This window comes from Arthrobacter sp. P1_H7, from assembly GCF_056405215.1.
In genome coordinates, this window is record NZ_JBFUCO010000001.1 from 165146 (window position 1) to 180933 (window position 15788).

Annotated in this window: 14 protein-coding genes; 9 read left to right on the top strand and 5 right to left on the bottom strand. The window is 68.0% G+C overall.

Annotation, left to right across the window (positions count from 1 at the left end; genetic code table 11):
* Nucleotides 1–23: 23 nt before the first annotated feature.
* Both AC1DXI_RS00735 and AC1DXI_RS00740 read right to left on the bottom strand, forming a co-directional pair.
* Nucleotides 24–1475, bottom strand: a complete 1452-nt coding sequence (locus AC1DXI_RS00735; protein WP_476937028.1) for a multicopper oxidase family protein — start codon at nt 1473–1475, stop codon at nt 24–26.
* An 8-nt stretch (nt 1476–1483) separates the two neighbouring features.
* Nucleotides 1484–1741 (bottom strand): SHOCT domain-containing protein, encoded by a 258-nt coding sequence (locus tag AC1DXI_RS00740; protein WP_476937029.1) that lies wholly within the window; start codon nt 1739–1741, stop codon nt 1484–1486.
* A 243-nt stretch (nt 1742–1984) separates the two neighbouring features.
* On the opposite strand from AC1DXI_RS00740, the gene AC1DXI_RS00745 reads away from it, so the two are divergent.
* A complete protein-coding gene (locus AC1DXI_RS00745; protein WP_476937030.1) occupies nt 1985–2368 on the top strand; it encodes a VOC family protein in 384 nt (127 codons plus the stop codon).
* 121 nt (nt 2369–2489) lie between these two features.
* Here AC1DXI_RS00745 and AC1DXI_RS00750 read toward each other — a convergent pair whose 3' ends face one another.
* Nucleotides 2490–5018, bottom strand: coding sequence for a DNA gyrase/topoisomerase IV subunit A (locus AC1DXI_RS00750; protein WP_476937031.1), 2529 nt, complete (start codon nt 5016–5018; stop codon nt 2490–2492).
* A gap of 67 nt (nt 5019–5085) precedes the next feature.
* On the opposite strand from AC1DXI_RS00750, the gene AC1DXI_RS00755 reads away from it, so the two are divergent.
* The 3 genes from AC1DXI_RS00755 (at nt 5086) to AC1DXI_RS00765 (ending at nt 9903) form a co-directional block, all read left to right on the top strand.
* Nucleotides 5086–7797: a bifunctional acetate--CoA ligase family protein/GNAT family N-acetyltransferase gene (locus AC1DXI_RS00755; RefSeq protein ID WP_476937032.1), complete on the top strand. Its 2712-nt coding sequence runs from the start codon at nt 5086–5088 to the stop codon at nt 7795–7797.
* Between the two features lie 80 nt (nt 7798–7877).
* Nucleotides 7878–8621, top strand: coding sequence for a DUF5998 family protein (locus tag AC1DXI_RS00760; protein ID WP_476937033.1), 744 nt, complete (start codon nt 7878–7880; stop codon nt 8619–8621).
* 1 nt (nt 8622) lies between these two features.
* Nucleotides 8623–9903 (top strand): alkaline phosphatase family protein, encoded by a 1281-nt coding sequence (locus AC1DXI_RS00765; RefSeq protein WP_476937034.1) that lies wholly within the window; start codon nt 8623–8625, stop codon nt 9901–9903.
* 67 nt (nt 9904–9970) lie between these two features.
* On the opposite strand, the gene sepH is transcribed toward AC1DXI_RS00765, so the two are convergent.
* The gene (gene sepH / locus AC1DXI_RS00770) at nt 9971–11398 is read right to left on the bottom strand and encodes a septation protein SepH (RefSeq protein ID WP_476937035.1); all 1428 of its coding nucleotides are present in this window, start codon (nt 11396–11398) and stop codon (nt 9971–9973) included.
* A gap of 332 nt (nt 11399–11730) precedes the next feature.
* Between sepH and AC1DXI_RS00775 the strand changes: the two genes are divergently transcribed.
* Nucleotides 11731–12030, top strand: coding sequence for a DUF4193 domain-containing protein (locus AC1DXI_RS00775; RefSeq protein WP_018772415.1), 300 nt, complete (start codon nt 11731–11733; stop codon nt 12028–12030).
* A 99-nt stretch (nt 12031–12129) separates the two neighbouring features.
* Here AC1DXI_RS00775 and AC1DXI_RS00780 read toward each other — a convergent pair whose 3' ends face one another.
* Entirely contained in the window at nt 12130–12615 is a 486-nt protein-coding gene (locus tag AC1DXI_RS00780) for a DUF3093 domain-containing protein (RefSeq protein ID WP_026537012.1), read from the bottom strand.
* A gap of 164 nt (nt 12616–12779) precedes the next feature.
* Between AC1DXI_RS00780 and dut the strand changes: the two genes are divergently transcribed.
* The 4 genes from dut to AC1DXI_RS00800 all read left to right on the top strand — a co-directional run bounded on the left by dut (nt 12780) and on the right by AC1DXI_RS00800 (nt 15596).
* Nucleotides 12780–13298, top strand: coding sequence for a dUTP diphosphatase (gene dut, locus AC1DXI_RS00785; RefSeq protein ID WP_018772417.1), 519 nt, complete (start codon nt 12780–12782; stop codon nt 13296–13298).
* Nucleotides 13299–13571: 273 nt separating this feature from the next.
* The gene (locus AC1DXI_RS00790; RefSeq protein ID WP_026537010.1) at nt 13572–14303 is read left to right on the top strand and encodes a DUF3710 domain-containing protein; all 732 of its coding nucleotides are present in this window, start codon (nt 13572–13574) and stop codon (nt 14301–14303) included.
* A complete protein-coding gene (locus AC1DXI_RS00795) occupies nt 14296–14751 on the top strand; it encodes a hypothetical protein (RefSeq protein ID WP_476937036.1) in 456 nt (151 codons plus the stop codon). The genes AC1DXI_RS00790 and AC1DXI_RS00795 overlap by 8 nt, the downstream gene beginning before the upstream one ends.
* Complete coding sequence (locus AC1DXI_RS00800) at nt 14748–15596, top strand: DUF3159 domain-containing protein (protein ID WP_476937037.1); 849 nt, start codon at nt 14748–14750, stop codon at nt 15594–15596. The genes AC1DXI_RS00795 and AC1DXI_RS00800 overlap by 4 nt, the downstream gene beginning before the upstream one ends.
* Nucleotides 15597–15788 lie beyond the last annotated feature (192 nt).

Consider the following 15788-nt stretch of genomic DNA (forward strand, 5'->3'; position numbering starts at 1 on the left):
GTCGGGATACTTGCTGCCAGTGGCTAGCGGACTTCGATGACGCCCATCATCCCTTGGTCCTCGTGGTCCAGGATGTGGCAGTGGTACACGGAGCGGCCCGTGAAATCCTTGAAGTTGATCCGGACCCGCACCTGTCCGTTGGCGGGTATGTTGACGACGTCACGCCAGACGGGCGGGCCCGGTGTCTGACCCTGCTCCTCGATGATCTGCATCGGCCAGACGTGCAGATGGAAAGGATGGTCCATCGGGCTGGGATTGATCAGGGTCCACTCCTCCACCGTCTGCGCGGCCACGGTAGTGTCCGTCCGGCTTGCGTTGAATTCACGGCCGTTGATGGTGAAACTCATTCCCATCCCCATCCCCATGCCGCCGACGGCTAGGGTCAGCTGCCTGTGCGCGGCAACGGCCGCGGTTCTCAGGTCTGCCGCTGCGGGCCGGGACGGCACCGCCGGAGGAGGAACGGCCGGGGCGCCGGACACCGAGAGAGTCGCCAGCACGAGATCCCCTGTGCCCTGGGCGCCGTTGGCGGCTGGCCCTGCCGGCCCCATCATGCCGGCCATGCTGCCACGGTTGTAGTAGATGGCGCCGAGAGTGGCGTCGCCCGCGACGGCTGTGACCAGGACATCTGCACGGTTGCCGGGCGCGAGCAGCACCTCGTCCGCGTTCCGGGGTGTGGGGAAGCGGCCGGAATCCATGCCGAGGAGCTGCATCTGCTGCCCGTCCAGGCGCAGCTGCAGGTAGCGGGCCACGCAGGTGTTCACGATCCGCCACCGCTCACGCTCGCCCGGCCGGGCGGAAAGTTTCGGGTTGCTTTGTCCGTTGACCAGGACAAGTTCACCTTCCCGGCCGAGCGTCCGGTCCATGGGCGAGGCGTCGGCGACGGTTCCGGACCCGTCCAGGGTGATGTCAGAGACGACCATGACCCGCTCGCGGCTGACATCCACGGGCTGTGCGTCCTCGACGATGATCGCACCGAACAGGCCGGCGAAAATCTGATCGGCGACCATTCCGTGATGATGGGGGTGGTACCAGTACACGCCGGGCGGGTGGTCTGCAGGGAGCCGGTACTCGTAGCTGAACGAGTGCCCGGGCTCGACAACGTTGAAAACGTTGTCTCCGTTGCCCTGGGGTGAGACGTGGAGTCCGTGGACATGCAGGTTTGTCGGGACGGCCATGCTGTTGACCAGCTCGACGGCGAGCACGTCCCCACCCCGCAATCGCAGGGTTGGGCCGGGGACTCCGCCGTTGTAGCCAAGTGCCGAGGCCTGTTGGCCGCCGAGCTGCACCGAGCCGGCGGACGCTTCGAGCCGGACCTGCAGCCGTCCGTTGCTGCTGCGCAGCTGCTTCGGCTCGGTGAAATCCCCGCCCGCGACGGGGGCGAACCGGGAACTGACCGTCCACCAGAGACCGGCGCCGCCGGCGGCTATGGCTGCCGTACCGAGGCCTCCCAGCAGGAGCGCGTTCCGGCGGCTCATTGGGCGCACTATTGGTCCTCGCCGAGAACCTTTAGCTGCTCGCGGTATTGCTCCGCCGTCAGTTCACCTCGGGCAAAGCGTTCATCGAGGATCTGCCGGGCCCGGCTCCTGCCGGGGTAGGGCCCCTGCGGTCCCTGCATCCCGCCGTGACTGCCGCTTCCGGCAAACATGCGCACCGCGACCAGTACGAGCAGCGCTATGCCGATGAGCAGGAGTATGCCCCACATCCACATCCAGCCCATATTCATGCCGTAGCCCCACATCAAGACAGGCGTCCTTTCGCCTCAGACCATTGCTATTCCGATTCTTTGGCCAGCCTCGGCTGACCGGTAGAGTCCGAAGGCCTCCCCGCCCGGGAGCCTCGAGCTACACGCACTCACGGATATCGAGTGCGCGCATGCCCGGCCGTGCCCGCCGGCCCGGAAATCAGCGTTGCCGTTTCTCAGGTACGTGGGGGACGCGGAGGAGTATCATTCCTTCCGGGGGGCGGGCCTGGAAAGAGAATAGCCATGCTCAAGGACAAGCAAGTCGGCGCAGTGCTACCGGCAGCGGACATCGCCCGTGCACGGGATTTCTACCGCGATAAGCTCGGGCTCGAACCGGAGAACGCGGATGCCGAGGACAACCTGCAGTACAAGTGCGGCGGAGGTACCGGGTTCCTCCTGTACCAGACGCCCAACGCCGGAACGGCCAAGAACACGCAGATCGGCTGGCTGGTCGATGACCTTCCGGGTGCCGTTGCGGAACTCCGAGCCAAGGGAGTCGTTTTCGAGGAATACGATTTCCCGGGCCTAAAAACCGAGGACGGCATCGCCACCACTCCGGACGGAAGCTCGGCCGCGTGGTTCCTGGACACCGAGGGCAACATCCTGAGCCTCAACCACATGACCTAGGGCCGGCCCACAGGATGCAGGCAAGGCCTTGCCGGGACTGAGGTCGCCGGAAAGGATGCCGATCACGAAGCCCGGCCGGAGCGCGACAGCGCCGCCGGCCGGGCTTCGTTTGTCCGCGGTCCTACGTGTCGGTGCCGGCTTCCGGTTCCTCTGACCACGCCATGCTGGGTCCAATGGCGTCTATCGCCTGGGACAGCGGGATTCCGGAGCCGTCGCGGCGGCCATGCTCGCCGGGGAGTGAGCGCGCCACGCCCGCCAGGGAGGAAGCCTTGGCCGGACCGTGCCCAGCCCACCCGAGCAGCAGCGTGTCCTCGCCCTTCAGGAAGCGGTGCGCCCGCACGCCGGCAGTCGCCCGGCCCTTGACCGGGTACTCGGCCAGGGCGGTGACCTTCGCAGCCCCGGGGGCTGTGCCCGGCAGGGCACCTTCCGTCCCGGCGATGGTCACGACGACGGCGGCGGCGTCAGCGGGGCTGGCGGTCCCGAAGAACATCACCCGGTCCCCGGCGGCCAGCTTGATCCCGGCCATGCCGCCGGCGGTTCGGCCCTGCGGGCGGACCGCGGAGGCACTGAAGCGCAGCAGCTGGGCCTGGCGCGTGATGAAGACGAGGTCGTCGTCGTCGGACCCGGCGGGGGCAACGCCCACCACGGTGTCCTTGTCCTTGAGCGCGATCGCTTCCCAGTCTTCGCGGTTCAGCGGATAGTCCGGCTGCACCCGCTTGACCACGCCCTGCGCGGTTCCGATCGCCAGGACCTGGTCCAGCGGCGCGAAGGCCACCAGAGACTCACCCTTGAGGAGCGTGATGAAATCCTTGGCCGCTACCCCGCCGGCCATGTTCGGGGTCCCCGAGGTCGGCGGCAGCACAGGCATGTCCATGACCTGCAGGCGCAGCATGCGGCCCTGCGAGGTCACTGCGGCGATCTCCCCGCGGGCGGTGGTCTTGACCACGGAGGAGAAAACATCATGCCGGGTCCGCGGTCCGGCCTCGGCCAGGCTGTCCTGGTTGGCGGTGCGGGCGATCTGTCCGGACACGGTAAGGATGGCCCAGCAAGGATCGTCCGCGATCTCGAGGGCCAGCGGGGCGGCCTTGCCCTTGGCCCCGGCGGCTGCGCCCACCGCGGCGGCCACGGTGGGGGAGACGGCCTCGGATTCCAGCAGGACGGTCCGGCGCGGTGTGCCGTACTTCTCCGCGATCTCGCCGAGTTCGTCGGACACCAGGGCCCGGAGCAGCACCGGGGAGCCCAGGATTGCCTCAAGCTCCGCGATCTCCCGGCGGAGTTCCTCCTGCTCCTTCTCCAGCTCGACCCGCGAATATTTGGTCAGCTGACGCAGCCGCAGTTCCAGGATGTAGTTGGCCTGGATCTCGGAGAGATCGTAGATGGACATCAGCCGGGTCCGGGCCGCGGCGACCTCGTCGGAGGACCGGATGATCTGGATGACCTCGTCGATGTCCACGATCGCGACCAGGAGGCCCTCGACCAGGTGCAGGCGGTCTTTCTTCTTGCCCAGCCGGAAGGCGGTGCGGCGCCGGACCACATTGATCCGGTGGTCCACGTAGACCGAGAGCAGCTGCAGCAGCCCGAGGGTCTGCGGCTGGCCGTCGACGAGCGTGACGTTGTTGATACCGAAGGAATCCTCCATCGGGGTGTAGCGGTAGAGCTGCTGGAGCACGGCAGTGGGATTGAAGCCGTTCTTGAGCTCGATGACCAGGCGCAGGCCGTGCTTGCGGTCGGTGAGGTCCACGACGTCGCTGATGCCAGTGAGCTTCTTGCTGTTGACGGCATCCTTGATTTTCTCGATCACCTTCTCCGGACCCACCATGTAAGGCAGTTCCGTGACCACCAGTCCGGTGCGGCGGGCCGAGAGCTGCTCGATGTCCACCTTTGCCCGGGTCTTGAAGGAGCCGCGGCCCGTGGCATAGGCGTCGCGGATGCCGTCCAGGCCCACGATCCGGCCGCCGGTGGGCAGGTCCGGGCCGGGGACGAACCTCATGATGTCCTCGAGCGTGGCGTCCGGGTTGTCGATCAGGTGCCGTGCCGCGGCGATGACCTCCACCAGGTTGTGCGGGGCCATGTTGGTGGCCATGCCGACGGCGATCCCGGTGGCGCCGTTGACCAGCAGGTTGGGGAACGCGGCCGGCAGCACGTCCGGCTGGGTCAGCTGGTTGTCGTAGTTGGGAACGAAGTCGACGACGTCCTCGTCGAGGTGGTCGGTGAGGGTCAGGGCCGCGGCCGCCAGCCGGGCCTCCGTGTAGCGGGGGGCGGCGGGACCGTCGTCGAGCGAGCCGAAGTTGCCGTGTCCGTCGATCAGCGGCAGCCGCAGGGAAAAGTCCTGGGCCATGCGCACCATGGCGTCGTAGATCGCGGCGTCACCGTGCGGGTGCAGCTTGCCCATGACCTCGCCCACCACGCGGGCGCTCTTGACGTGGCCGCGGTCCGGGCGCAGCCCCATGTCGGACATCATGTAGAGAATGCGCCGCTGGACGGGCTTCAGGCCGTCACGGGCGTCGGGGAGGGCCCGCGAATAGATCACCGAATAGGCGTATTCGAGGAATGAGCCTTCCATCTCGGACGTGACATCGATATCGACGATGTTCTCGGTGAAATCCTGGCTGGGTTCCCCTGCCGGGGGCGTGGTTTGGCGGCGTGCCATAAGGCTGGTGGATCCTTCTGAGGGGTGCTGAACGGGTACTGCGTAAGTTTATGACTAGGCTAAGCCTATGGTGGATCAGCCGGCGGACGGCGTATATCCGGAATATTGGGAAGCCGATGTTGTCCTGCGCGACGGCGGCACAGCGCATGTGCGCCCCATCCACCCCTCCGACGCGGATGCCGTCCAGGCCTTCCACGTGGGTCAGTCCCAGAAGTCCATCTATATGCGCTTCTTCGCCTTCAAGTCCAAGCTGTCCAGCAAGGAACTCAAGCGCTTCACCGAGGTGGACTACAAGGACCGGGTGGCCCTGGTGATCACCATCGGCGGCGAAATCCTCGGCATCGGCCGTTACGACCGGCTCGATGACCCGGCGGAGGCCGAGGTCGCCTTCAACATCGCCGACGCCCACCAGGGCCGCGGCATCGGCTCGATCCTGCTCGAACACCTCGCCGCCGCCGCCCGCGAGCACGGGATCCGCAAATTCAGCGCCGAGGTGCTCCCGGAGAACCGCAAGATGCTGATGGTCTTCTCCGACGCCGGCTACGACGTCAAACGCCACTTCGACGACGGCGTGGTCAGCCTCGAATTCAACATCGACCCCACCGACAAGTCCCGGGCCGTCATGGAATCCCGCGAACACCGCGCCGAGGCCCGCAGCATCCAGGAACTGCTCGCCCCGGCGTCCGTGGCCGTGATCGGCGCCAGCCGCAAATGGGGCACCGTGGGCTACCAGCTGCTCGAGCACATCATCGAAGGCGGCTTCAGCGGCCCGGTCTATGCGATCAACCCGGAGGCCCTGGAGCTCGCCGGCATGCTCTCCTTCGCCCGGCTCTCCGAGGTCCCCGGCCCGGTCACGCTCGCCATCATCGCGGTCCCGTACGACGAGGTCCCCAAGGTGGTCCAGGAATGCGCCGCCGCCGGGGTCAAGGGAATCGTGGTGGCCACCGCTGGGTACGCGGACGACGGCGAACGTGGCCTGGCCCGCCAGCGCGAACTGGTCCGGCAGGCCCGCGCCAACGGCATGCGCGTGATCGGCCCGGCATCCCTGGGCATCGTCAACACCAACCCGTCCGTATCCCTCAACGCCTCGATGGCGCCGGCACTGGCCCGCCGCGGCGGCCTGGGGCTGTTCAGCCAGTCGGCCGCGATCGGCGTCTCCCTGTACGCGGCCTCCAGCCGGCGCCGGGTCGGCATCTCGACGTTCCTCTCGGCCGGAAACCGCGCCGACGTCTCCGGCAACGACATGATGCAGTACTGGGAAGACGACGCCGACACCACGGCGGTGGGCCTGTACCTGGAATCGATCGGCAACCCGCGCAAGTTCTCCCGGCTGGCCCGCCGGCTGGCCCGCACCAAGCCCGTGATTGTGGCCAAGTCCGACGCCATGGGCCTGAACCTGCCGCCGGGGCACGCCGTCCGCACCACCCAGGCTCCCTCGGAAGCGCTGGACGCCATGATGCGGCAGGCCGGCGTGATCCGGGTCGAGACCATCGAAGAGCTCATGGACGTCGCCCAGATCGTCTCGAGCCAGCCGCTGCCCGGGGGGCCCGGCATCGCCGTCTTCAGCAACTCGCGCGCCCTTGGCAAGGTGGTCGCGGACAGCGCCGCCCGCCAGGGGCTCGGTGTGGAACGGATTGTGACCGACGTTGACCTCGACGCCGGCATGTCCCGGGCGCTGCCGGCGCTGCGGCGGAGCCTGCAGGAAACCCTGACCGCGGACACGGTGTACGCCGCGGTGGTCGCGCTGCTGCCGGCACACGGTCTCACCGTCGAAAAGATCGCCGGAGTGCTGGCCGAATGCTCCGCGGCGGCCGGCAAACCCGTGGTTGCCGCCTTTAGCGGAATCCTTGATCCCTCCATCTACGTGGAGGGCATGGTCGGCGCGGAACCGGAGCAACCACACCAGCCCGCGCCCGCTCCGCCGGTTCCGTGCTACTCCAACCCTGGTGCGGCGGTGGCGGCCCTGGGCGCCGTCGTGCGCTACGCCCAATGGCTGGACCGGGACCAGGGCCTGTTCGTGGAACCCGAGGGGTGCCACCCGGAGGCCGCCCGGGCGGACCTGGAGCTGCTGCTGCGCAATGTGGGCGGCGAGCAGCTCGTCCGGCTGGACCAGGACACGGCCGCGCAGCTGCTGGGCCACTACGGCATCCGGCTGGTCCCGTCCGTCGGGTTCGAGACGGCGGAGCAGGCCGTGGCCGCGGCCGGGCAGCTCGGCTGGCCCGTGGCATTGAAGACCACGGATCCGGCACTGCGCCACCGCCTGGACCTCGGCGGCGTGCGGCTGGACATCCAGGACGCCGATTCGCTGCGCCGCAACGTGCTGGAGATGCGCAAGTCGCTCGAAAGGTACGGCTCACCGTCCCTGGAAGTGCAGACCATGGTGCCCGTGGGGCAGGCCTGCACTTTCCGTGCCATCGAAGACCCACTGCTGGGGCCCGTGATCTCCTTCGGCCTGGCCGGAGACGCCGTGAACCTGCTCGATGACTGGGCCCACCGCGTGCCGCCGCTCTCCGGCTCCGATGTCCACGACTTCATCCGGGCGCCCCGGGCGTCGCGGAAACTCTTCGGCTATCAGGGCCTGCCCGCCGTCGACGTCGCGGCGCTCGAGGACCTCGCCGCCCGCCTCACCAGGCTGAAGGACAACCATCCGGAGGTCGCGCTGGTGCATTTCAATCCCGTCCTCGCCGGGCCCGATGGTGCCTCGATCCTTGCCGCCGACGTCAGGATCGCAAACGCCGCTCAGCGGACCGACAGTGCGCGCCGGGCGATGCGCAGTTAGGGTCGAACCTCCCGGGCTGTAGCCCGCGTCCGGGGCCCGGCAGTTAGCAAGTCCCTTGCTGATCTGTGAAAATGGAGACTATGAGCACCCAGCCTCCAGCACCCAAGCCCCTGGCGACCGTCCCCGCACGCCAGACCGCGCACCACCACGGCCTCCATGACCACAGTGCGCAGGGCCAGAGCCTGGAAGGGGCCCTCCAGCAGGCCGGTTTCTACCCCCGGCTCGTGGCTGACGTCGTCGCCGATGCGCTGGACGGCMGCGACTGCGTGGCCCACCTCGTTCACCTCGAGACACACTTCGACCGCGCGGAAGTCCGCCGCCACATCACCGTCCTGGTGCTGACCGACGACATGCTGGTCATCACCCATGTCGACGACCAGCAGCTTGACGAGGCCGGCGAGCAGACCGTCGCCCAGGTGTCCACCGAGTCCGTCCCCGTCACCCAGATCCGCTCGGTGGTCCTGAGCTATGTCTACGCCCAGCCGCAGGACTACAAGCCTTCCGACCCTGTCCGGGAGCTGACGCTGTCCATTGCGTGGTCCGGCGGCCAGCGCCTGGACATGGGTCCGGCCAGCTGCGGGGACCCGCAGTGCGAGGCCGATCACGGCTACAGCGGCACCATTGCGCAGGAAGACATCGTCCTGCGGATCAGCGCCGAAGCGGACGGCCTGCAGGCCGTCCAGGACGCCAAGCTGTTCGCCCGCGCCCTGCGTGCCGTGAACACCGGCTCCGCGGCGCCGGTCCCGCACAACGGGCCCGGGCTGCCGCCCCGGCCGCGGATGGGCGTGTTCGGAAACCGCCTCAGCCGCGGCCACCAGCGCTGACATGGCCCATTTCCGTCAGCCTGAGCCCGCCGAAGACCAGTTGCCACTCCCGGTATTGGCTCCCTCCCTGGCCGTTGGAGGCCCGTTGGCCGCCGGCGCTGGTCCGTCCGCGCTTCCGCCTGCCCCGGCGTTCGGACACCGTTCCATCGCCGAGGTGCTCACCAGCGCCGCCGCAAGCCTGGGTGTTCCGGGGTTTGAGAACAAGCTGAACCTTCCGGCCGCGAAACGCGTGTGTGTGGTGCTGGCCGACGGGCTGGGCCGGAACCTGTTGAAGCAGAAGAGCGCCCACACCCCGTTCCTGCGTGCGGTCCAGCAGGCCGGCCAGGGCCAGGTGCCCGTGTCGCTGGACTCGGCGTTCCCGTCCACCACCGCGGCATCCCTCGCCAGCTTCGGCACCGGACTGTCGGCGGGCCAGCACGGCATGGTGGGCTACGACGTCCTGGATCCGGATCAGGACCGGGTAGTGAACATGCTGGGCAACTGGGACGCCGGCGTGGACCCGCGGACGTGGCAGCCGTTCCCCACCGTTTTCGAACGGGCCGCGGAACACGTCGATGTGACGACGGTCAGCCTGCCGCAGTTCAGCACCTCGGCCATGACCGAGGCCGCGCTCCGCGGAGGCCGCTTCCTCACCGGAACCACGTCGCATGCCCGGACCGAAGCGGCCGCCGAGGCCATGGCCGGCGCCGGTCCCTCGCTGATGTACTTCTATGTCAATGAGCTCGACAAGGCCGGGCACCGCCACGGCTCCCAGTCAGCCCAGTGGGAGCACCAGCTGGAGGAACTCGATGCCACGGTGCGCCGGCTCAACGCCACCCTGCCGGCCGGCACGACCGTGCTGCTGACGGCGGACCACGGCATGGTGGACGTGCCCGAATCGCAGCGGATCGACTACTCCGCGGAGCCGGCGCTGCTCGCCGGCGTGCGGCACACCGCCGGCGAGCCGCGCATGGTCCACCTCTACCTCGAGGATGGAACGGACGACGCCGCGCGCGCCCGCCTGCTGGCAAACTGGCGGTCCCGTTTCGGGGACAGAATTTGGGCCTTCACCCGTGAGGAAGCGATCGCGGGCGGGCTGTTCGGTGACGTGCGGGCCGAGGCCGCCTTGCGGATCGGCGACGTCATGATCGCGGCCCGGGATTCGCTGGCGCTTTACGATACACGCAGGGTCCGGCCCACCGCCCTGGAGGTCGTGGGCCAGCACGGTTCCCTGACGAAAGCCGAGCGGGAAGTCCCGCTGCTCTGCTTCCAGGCCGACGGTAAAAGGGCGCCCCGCGGCTGACTCCCGCTTGAAATCCCTGCCTGAAATCCCTGCCTGAAATCACTGCCTGAAATTTCGGGTCTGGTTCTTATTGGTCGTTGCGGGTTCCGAAGACGATTTCGTCCCAGCTCGGAACGCTGGACCGTTTCGGCTTGGCCGGCTGGCGCTCCGGCTGGTCCGCGCCGGCCTCGTTCCGGGTAGCGGCGTGGGACTCGCGGTGCTGCCGCCGGGACGTTCCGCCGCCGATCAGTTCATCCAGGCCCGGGCTTGCCGTCGGGCCGCTCTTAGGGGCCGGGCGCAATTGCGAGGCCGCGATGGTGACTTCCCGGGTCTCGGTGCTGACGCCGTCGTGCAGTTTCAGGGCATCGTCCTCTTCCGGGAGGCGCGGTGCGAGGGTCAGCCGCGAGAGCATCGACGGCCTGCCGTCGCGCCGTCGCGTGAAGGGGTCGGTTTCTGACGGGGCGGCCGCCTCCACTGCCGGAACTTCCGGCAGCTCGGGCTTGATGACGGCCGGGTCGGTGTCTGCCGAGGCGGGATCGGCTTCCGCAGCGGATTCGGGGATGGCTTCCGGTTCCGCTGCTTGCGGAATTTCGGTTGCGTCCGGCACCTCCGACGGACGGGGGTGGGCCGCGGGGACACCGGTGGTCAGGAGTGTGGCGAGGGCGTCGTCCGCGTCCTCGTCCACGCCGATCCGCTGGCCGCGGCGGGAACGCAGCATGTCCAGCAGCCCGTCGGCGTCCTGTTCCTGGTGGATCCTGTCCTGCTGGAGCAGCATCTGGTGAATAATGCTGTGCTGGCCGGTCGCTGTGCGGGCCGCGGCCTCGGCATCGGTCTCAAAGTCGAAGGGCCGGTCGGAGACGGCCGTGAGGCGCCGCGTCGGCACGGGGCCTTCGAGCGGCTCAAGTTCGCTCAGCTGCTGGGCCCAGCGGTTGGCGTTCTGCAGGGTCTTCCGGGCGGGGTGGAAGGTCCAAAGGGCCGGCGGCTCCTCGCCGATTCCGGCCGGGCCGCCGGGCTTGGGCTCAAAGCGGGCCACCACGTTCCAGCTGCCGTCGGGACGGCGCCAGGAATCCCACTCCAGTGTTGAGGGTTCGACGCCGTAAGCCCTGAGCCGGTGTTCGACCATGTCGCTGAGGGACGCCGGGTTTTCACCGAACACGGACCGGTAGGCGTCGTGGCCCGGGGCAGGGGAGGCGACCTCCACCTTGCGGGCCTGCTGGGCGATGTACTCGCGTTCGGCCAGGACCGGGCCCTCGTAGCGCTGGACTTTCTCCAGCGGAATTCCGGACAGTTCCGCCACTTCGGCGGCGGTGGCCCCGTTGCGAATCCTGGTCTGGATATCGCGCGGTGACATGGCAATAGGGGGTGCGGCCGCGCTGGACGCCGTCTTCGCCGACGTCCGGCTGGCTGCCACCCGAAGTGCTTCATCGATCGGCAGCTGGAACATCTCGCCGCCGGTGCCACTCAACAGGAGATGCTCTCCGTCGTCGTGGACGCCTACAAGCCGTAGATCCTGCATACAAATCCTCCACCCTGGCATTACTAACAATCGAAACTCTGCCACCAGCGGGACGCATTTCGGGTTAGGACGGCTGGCGCGCCGTGATTTTCCGCGACTTTCCGCGACTTTCCGCCGGTTTTTGCGGGTCTGCGGGAGGGATCGGGGGGAGGGGACCGGTGGGCTCTGGCATTCGGTGGGCGCTTAAGCAAAAATGACCCGACACCGGGCACAAAAACCGCATGTCCGGCGTTACAACGGTGAACCGCTCCCGGAGCCCAGGGTTACCATCCCGGCGGGCCATCTTGGAACGGCGAATCAATCGAACGAATGCGGAGTGTGAGCAACAAATAATGGCGACTGATTACGATGCGCCGCGTAAGACCGAAGAAGACCTCAGTGAGGATTCGATTGAGGCTCTGAAGGCGCGGCGTACGGAGAAGCCTTCCGCTGTGGTGGATGAAGATGAGTCCGACCTCGCCGAAGGCTACGAACTTCCCGGCGCAGACCTGTCCGGGGAGGAACTGCTGGTCCGGGTCCTGCCCGCCCAGGCAGACGAATTCACGTGTGCCTCCTGCTTCCTCGTCCGCCACCGTTCGCAGATTGCCCGCGAAAAGGACGGCCTCAAGTATTGCAAGGATTGCGAGGGCTAGGCGCGCGGCAGCCGTGACCGGGAGCCCGGGTCCCGGGCACGCATTTGGGACCCCTGCGCGCCTGGCGGCGCGCAGGAACCGTGGCGGAGACGGCGGGAACTAGGCGTTGAGCGCGGCGATAAGCTGTTCGGGGTGGCGGGTGGACGTGAGCCAGTACGGGGTGCGGTCCGAGGGGTCCTCGATCTCGATCCGGACCACCGGATCCACCCAGCCGCGGATGCACAGGAACGCCAGCCCGTTGAGCCGGGTGCCGCGTTCCGCGGTCGCTTCCTTGCCCCGGAACGCCGTGGCCTTGCCCAGGAACCCGCGTTCAATGGTGGCCCTGCCCACCTTCAGGGTGGTCCTCGTGACAGCAATTGACGGCGTGGACAGGACCAGCAGCACGGAGATGATGATGAAGAGAACGATTGCTGCCGTAATGCCGGCCCAGATGCTGATGGGGGCCAGCATGAGGATCCCGGCGCTGGAGAACCCTGCCGAGACCAGCCAGATCCAGAAGTTCGGCCAAAGCTTCTCGGAGTAAAGGACAGTGGAGTCGCTCGGGGCGCTCTTAGGGGCAGGCGCGGCTGCGCTGGATTCGGGCATAAGCACAGCTTTTCATCTTTCCCGGCCTATTTCACCTCGGCCCCCGCCGGGCTCCAGCCCCGGATCAACCCGCGTCAACCCGGCTCCAGTCCCGCGGGCGCCGTGCGCGGGCAGGCAAGCAGCGGCTAGGACGATGTTCCTCGCGGGCGTTAGAGTGAGGGACTGTGACTGAAGAAAACACCGCCGTCGCCAGTGCCGCATCCACGGCCAGCGACGCAGCCTACGGAACGCCCACCTTGACGGTACAGCTGAAAATGCTCGACGACGGGCTCGAGCCGCCGTCGTACGCGCACCCGGGCGACGCGGGCGCCGACCTTCGCGCCCGAGAGGACGTCGTCCTTGCACCGGGGGAGCGCCGACTCGTCCCGACCGGCGTCTCGATTGCGCTGCCGGATGGTTTCGTTGCGCTGATCCACCCCCGCTCCGGCCTCGCCACCAAGCACGGACTCACGGTGGTGAACGCACCAGGGACCGTGGACGCCGGCTACCGCGGGGAAATCGCGGTGACACTGCTCAATACGGACCGGCACGAGGCGATCGAGCTCCGCCGCGGCGATAGAATTGCACAAATGGTCATTCAGCGCGTGGAGTACGCCAGGTTCCTCCCGGTCGAGGAGCTCGACGGCTCCGTCCGCGGCGGGGGAGGCTTCGGCTCCACCGGCGGTTTCGGCGGACCGGCCTGAGCGTAGGCCCCGGCAAGGCCACGGGAGCCAACTGCGTTTCTGCAGTGCCGCAGGCACTGCAGCACATAGGCGCTGAAGCACATAGGCATTGAAGCAACATGGGCATGACAGCAACACGGGCATGACGGCAACACAGGCGCTGGGAAATGATCAGCGATGCAGGAAATGATGCAGGGAACAACGAACCGGCCGCGGGGTAGCGGGCGGCCACGCGGACAGGCGCCAGGACGGCGCCGGGCGGCGGTACAGGACCACAACTGAAGGAGACACCCCATGGTTTTTGGGCGCGGCAGGAAAGCCAAACAGCAGCAGCCAGCAGAGCCGGGCGAAGCCACGGAAGCTGCCAGTGACGCCGCTGCGACGCCGGCCGGGAACGTTGCCGAAACCGCTGGCCGGGCCGCGACCGGGCCCTTCGACGTCTCGGAAATCGAGGACCAGGACGGGTATGTGGATCTCGGCGCGCTGCTGATCGCGCCCCGCGAGGGACTCCAGCTCCGCTTGGAGGTCGAAGAGGCGAGCCAGCGCGTCGTCGCCGTCACCATGGACCTGGAGGGCTCGAGCCTTCAGCTGCAGGCCTTCGCCGCCCCCCGCTCCGAGGGCCTGTGGGATGAAATCCGTGAGCAAATCGGCCAGTCGGTCGGCAGCCAGGGCGGCCAGGTCGAGGAGGTCGAAGGCAGCTTCGGCGTCGAGCTCGTGGCGAAGCTTCCCGCCGGCGGCGCGGACGGCAGCCAAGGGTACCGCGTGGCCCGCTTCATCGGCGTCGATGGCCCGCGCTGGTTCCTCCGCGGGGTATTCGGCGGCGAGGCGGCCCTTGACCGCGACGCGGCGGCCGGGCTGGAAGGGCTCTTCCGGAAGATCGTGGTGGTCCGTGGCGAGAACCCCATGCCGCCGCGTGACTTGCTGCAGCTGCGACTGCCCAAGGACACCGCCGCTGCACCGTCGCCGCAGGCGGCCCCCGAATTCGAACAGCCCGAACGCGGACCGGAGATAACCCAGATTGGCTGATGCCGCCGGCAGGAAAGCCACCGCCACCATGTCCGTCCGGGACTTGCCGGACCGCGGGCGGGTGCTGTGCCACGGCTTCATCGAGTCCGTCACGTACGTGCCCGCCAACCAAGTGGCCTCCTTCATTGCGATCCTGATCGATCACGACGCACCCGCGCCCGTCAGCCGGTTCCCGGGGCTTGGTGCCAAGGCCGGCTCCGGCGCAGGAGCGGCGAGCAGCCTGCCGGCCAACGGGGTATCCACACACCGGGTGCGCCCCGGCGTTCAGCGCCAGCGGCCGGCCGGTCCAAAGGAGCGGCTGCGCGTCGTATGGCTTGGCCGGCGCCGGATCCCCGGTGTCGACGCCGGAACGGAGCTCCGCCTCGAGGGCATGGTGACCATGCGCGACGGGCTGCCGACGATCTTCAACCCCCGCTACGAAATACTCTCCCGCCAGGAGGAGCAATGACCCTGCCCGAACACCCCGAGCGGGCCCGCACGGACCGGCCTCAGCAAGACATCAGCCGGCAGGAACCGGGGGAAACCGCCGACGGCGGCCGGGATATTGCCCCGCCGGTGACTTCCCAGCCAACGGCCGCCGACCCCGCGGCTTCCCAATCCACGGCCTCCCAGCCCACCGTTGCCCAGTTGGCCGGGGACTATGCGGCCAAGGCCGGCCTGCACCGGTCGAGCAACGGCAACATCGACGTGCTTAAAAGCGCCGGCGGCATCCAGGGCATCGCCGAGAGCATCCTGCCGGGCCTGGTCTTCCTGATTGCGTTCACCATCGACCGGGAAAACCTGGCGATGGCAGTCACAGCCTCCCTGGCGGTGGCCGCCGTCTTCACCGTGGCGCGGCTGGTCCAGCGCAAACCATTGACGCAGGCGCTGGCGGGCTTCATCGGCGTCGGACTCTCCGCCTGGCTGGCCACCTCGACCGGCAAAGCCGAGAACTTCTACGTCCTGGGGTTCTTCACTAACGTCGGCTACATCGTGGCAATGTCGATCTCCGTGGCCGTGCGCTGGCCGATCGCCGGCCTGCTCTTCGGCTTCATCCGCAACGAGGGTCTGGAATGGCGCAAGGACCCGAAGCGGATCAGGGCATACAGCATCGGCACGTGGGTGATCGTTGCCGTGCTGGTCCTGCGGCTCGTGGTGCAGGTGCCGCTCTACTTCATGGGGGAGCAGGGCCTCGCCGCCCTCGCCACCACCAGGCTCCTCATGGGCGCCCCGCTGTATATCCTCGGCATCTGGATTGCCTGGCTGATCACTCGGCCGGCCCCGGTGCCCGCCGCGGCCCCAGAGGCCAACTGACCCGATGCGCTATCAGTAATGGCCGTTCCCAAGCCCGGGAACGGCTGTGGAGTCTCATGACTTAATGGACGTTTCTGTCTCAAGACATCGTGGACAGTGTGTCTCAGGACATCGTGGACACTCGGACCGGTTTTGCTCGGGTCATGAGCAAAATGCACCCCGATATCAAGATCCGGCATTTGGTGGCGACAT

What these genes read in the sequence shown, in the direction of transcription:
- sepH (WP_476937035.1), bottom strand. Translation starts at nt 11,398, where the DNA reads ATGCAGGATCTACGGCTTGTAGGCGTCCACGACGACGGAGAGCATCTC.
- AC1DXI_RS00780 (WP_026537012.1), bottom strand. Translation starts at nt 12,615, where the DNA reads ATGCCCGAATCCAGCGCAGCCGCGCCTGCCCCTAAGAGCGCCCCGAGC.
- AC1DXI_RS00750 (WP_476937031.1), bottom strand. Translation starts at nt 5,018, where the DNA reads ATGGCACGCCGCCAAACCACGCCCCCGGCAGGGGAACCCAGCCAGGAT.
- AC1DXI_RS00745 (WP_476937030.1), top strand. Translation starts at nt 1,985, where the DNA reads ATGCTCAAGGACAAGCAAGTCGGCGCAGTGCTACCGGCAGCGGACATC.
- AC1DXI_RS00735 (WP_476937028.1), bottom strand. Translation starts at nt 1,475, where the DNA reads ATGAGCCGCCGGAACGCGCTCCTGCTGGGAGGCCTCGGTACGGCAGCC.
- AC1DXI_RS00775 (WP_018772415.1), top strand. Translation starts at nt 11,731, where the DNA reads ATGGCGACTGATTACGATGCGCCGCGTAAGACCGAAGAAGACCTCAGT.
- AC1DXI_RS00790 (WP_026537010.1), top strand. Translation starts at nt 13,572, where the DNA reads ATGGTTTTTGGGCGCGGCAGGAAAGCCAAACAGCAGCAGCCAGCAGAG.
- AC1DXI_RS00765 (WP_476937034.1), top strand. Translation starts at nt 8,623, where the DNA reads ATGGCCCATTTCCGTCAGCCTGAGCCCGCCGAAGACCAGTTGCCACTC.
- AC1DXI_RS00755 (WP_476937032.1), top strand. Translation starts at nt 5,086, where the DNA reads ATGGTGGATCAGCCGGCGGACGGCGTATATCCGGAATATTGGGAAGCC.
- AC1DXI_RS00800 (WP_476937037.1), top strand. Translation starts at nt 14,748, where the DNA reads ATGACCCTGCCCGAACACCCCGAGCGGGCCCGCACGGACCGGCCTCAG.